Origin of the sequence: Moorena sp. SIO4E2, assembly GCF_010671945.1 — a bacterium.
In the GTDB taxonomy this organism is placed as follows: domain Bacteria; phylum Cyanobacteriota; class Cyanobacteriia; order Cyanobacteriales; family Coleofasciculaceae; genus Moorena; species Moorena producens.
This window is the reverse complement of record NZ_JAAHIE010001123.1, coordinates 1-1683: the sequence shown is the minus strand read 5'-3', so window position 1 is coordinate 1683 and position 1683 is coordinate 1. Positions and strand designations below refer to the sequence as shown.

Annotated in this window: 4 protein-coding genes; 2 read left to right on the top strand and 2 right to left on the bottom strand. The window is 42.5% G+C overall.

The features are described 5' to 3' along the window. Positions 1 to 586, bottom strand: a 586-nt coding sequence (locus tag F6K37_RS41350; protein WP_287257078.1) for a transposase, incomplete at its 3' end; no start/stop codon positions are given. 258 nt (positions 587 to 844) lie between these two features. Between F6K37_RS41350 and F6K37_RS41345 the strand changes: the two genes are divergently transcribed. Further along, the gene (locus tag F6K37_RS41345) at positions 845 to 1021 is read left to right on the top strand and encodes a hypothetical protein (protein ID WP_008183297.1); all 177 of its coding nucleotides are present in this window, start codon (positions 845 to 847) and stop codon (positions 1019 to 1021) included. Between the two features lie 212 nt (positions 1022 to 1233). Continuing rightward, entirely contained in the window at positions 1234 to 1434 is a 201-nt protein-coding gene (locus tag F6K37_RS41340) for a hypothetical protein (RefSeq protein WP_287257077.1), read from the top strand. 60 nt (positions 1435 to 1494) lie between these two features. Here the strand turns inward: F6K37_RS41340 and F6K37_RS41335 are convergent. Next, positions 1495 to 1683 (bottom strand): glutaredoxin domain-containing protein (locus F6K37_RS41335; protein ID WP_287257076.1); only part of this gene is annotated, 189 nt, incomplete at its 5' end.

The window sequence follows — 1683 nt, the reverse complement described above, 5'->3', positions numbered from 1 at the left end:
CGTTGTCTCGCATTTGTCGATTTCGCTTTTCAATCAAAAAAGCTAGATGTTCGTCCCAGTAGTCTCTACTTTTACCCTTTTTGATAGCACCTACACGCTTGTTGTACCACTGGTTTTGAGACTTAACTTTTCTTCCATCTAATATAAACGACTTACCTGTAGTAGACACGCAGGTTAACCAGTTATTTAAACCAGGATCAATCCCTAAGACTTCACCTGTTTGAGTAACTGCTTCAGGAGCTGTTCTCTCATAGACGAACTCTAGATACAAGCACCCGTTTCTTGGTACAAATCGATACTCTTTTATCGCTTTGTAGTCAATATTGGAAGGCATAGGTAGAAGGAAATGGTCTATCCCAAACCATGCTTTAATCTGTTTTCCTAGAGTAAACTTAAGCTGACCCTTTATCAGCTTCACCCATCTAGCCGGATAGCTAACAACAGCCAATCCCCCCTTTTTTCTATAATTAGGAACTCTAGGCTTGTTTGCTAGCTGACCTTTCTTATATAGCTTGTTTAAGGCTTTGTAAGACTTAAAGGATTCTATTACTCCGTGTAGTGTCTGCTGAGCACAAGCTGACCTCATTGCCTTGAAGTGATGATTTGTCTTCATTATCTTATCCAGATCGGCATTTGTAAGATACCTTCCAGCTTTGAACAACAATTGACGGCAGTAATAAATCCCGCAGTTAGTTAACTTGTTAGCTTCTGAACAGATAAACTCGATAATTGCTCTATTATCAGGTGTCGTAGTTATTAAATGTTGTTGACAACCATACATATTGCATCGACCTTTTGCTGTGCTAATTTAATTATATACTACCGTAATGAATGGGTCAAACATATGCCAGAAAAAAAGAGAAGAGTCGGGAGACCAAGTATCTATGAGGAAAGCAAAAAGACTTACAGTGTTAAGGTTACAAAAATAGCTTGGGGAAATATTAAAAATATGGCAGAGTCTTCTGGCTTGAGCTTGTCTGAGTTCATGGAGTACCTAGGAAGGAATGGAAAACTACCTTAAACACGATAGCCGGGATAAATCCCGGCACGCTCCACGCCCACCCAATAAATTAGGTGGCTAACTCTCGCTTGTTACTTTCCTGTTTCACTATCTTGATTCACCCTGAAAGCTTAACCACTCAACCTTAACCCTGCAACCAACTAACCTTCAACCAATTAACTTTCAACTGTATCCGATTGTTACTGTTTGACCCGGTGGGTGGAACGGGCATCTTGCCCGTTTCCTGCCTCGGACAGGCTTTCCCAAAACTGGCAAAGAGGTGGAAAATCAGGGCCAGCCTTTTGGTGGTGCGTTACGGGGCAGACTATCTCAACCCTGGCTACGAGGCGAAAAATAAGGGCAAGTCCGCCCCTAACACACCCTACGCCTTCAACCTTCAACCTACTGAATGCTTACTAACCCTTCAACCTTAACCCTCCAACCAACTAACCTCCAACCTTCAACTTTCAACCAACTAACCTTCAACCTAAAAATTAGCCCGCTGCCTGAGTTAGCAAAGACTCCAATTGTCCCTTACCGTCTAAATCATACAACTCATCGCAACCGCCAATGTGTTGGTTATTGATAAAAATTTGGGGTACCGTTCGACCTCCGTTGGCTCGTTCCGCCATCTGGTTTCTGGCATTGTCGTCCCCATCGATTTTATACTCGGTGTAGTCAAC

What these genes read in the sequence shown, in the direction of transcription:
- F6K37_RS41345 (WP_008183297.1), top strand. Translation starts at nt 845, where the DNA reads ATGCCAGAAAAAAAGAGAAGAGTCGGGAGACCAAGTATCTATGAGGAA.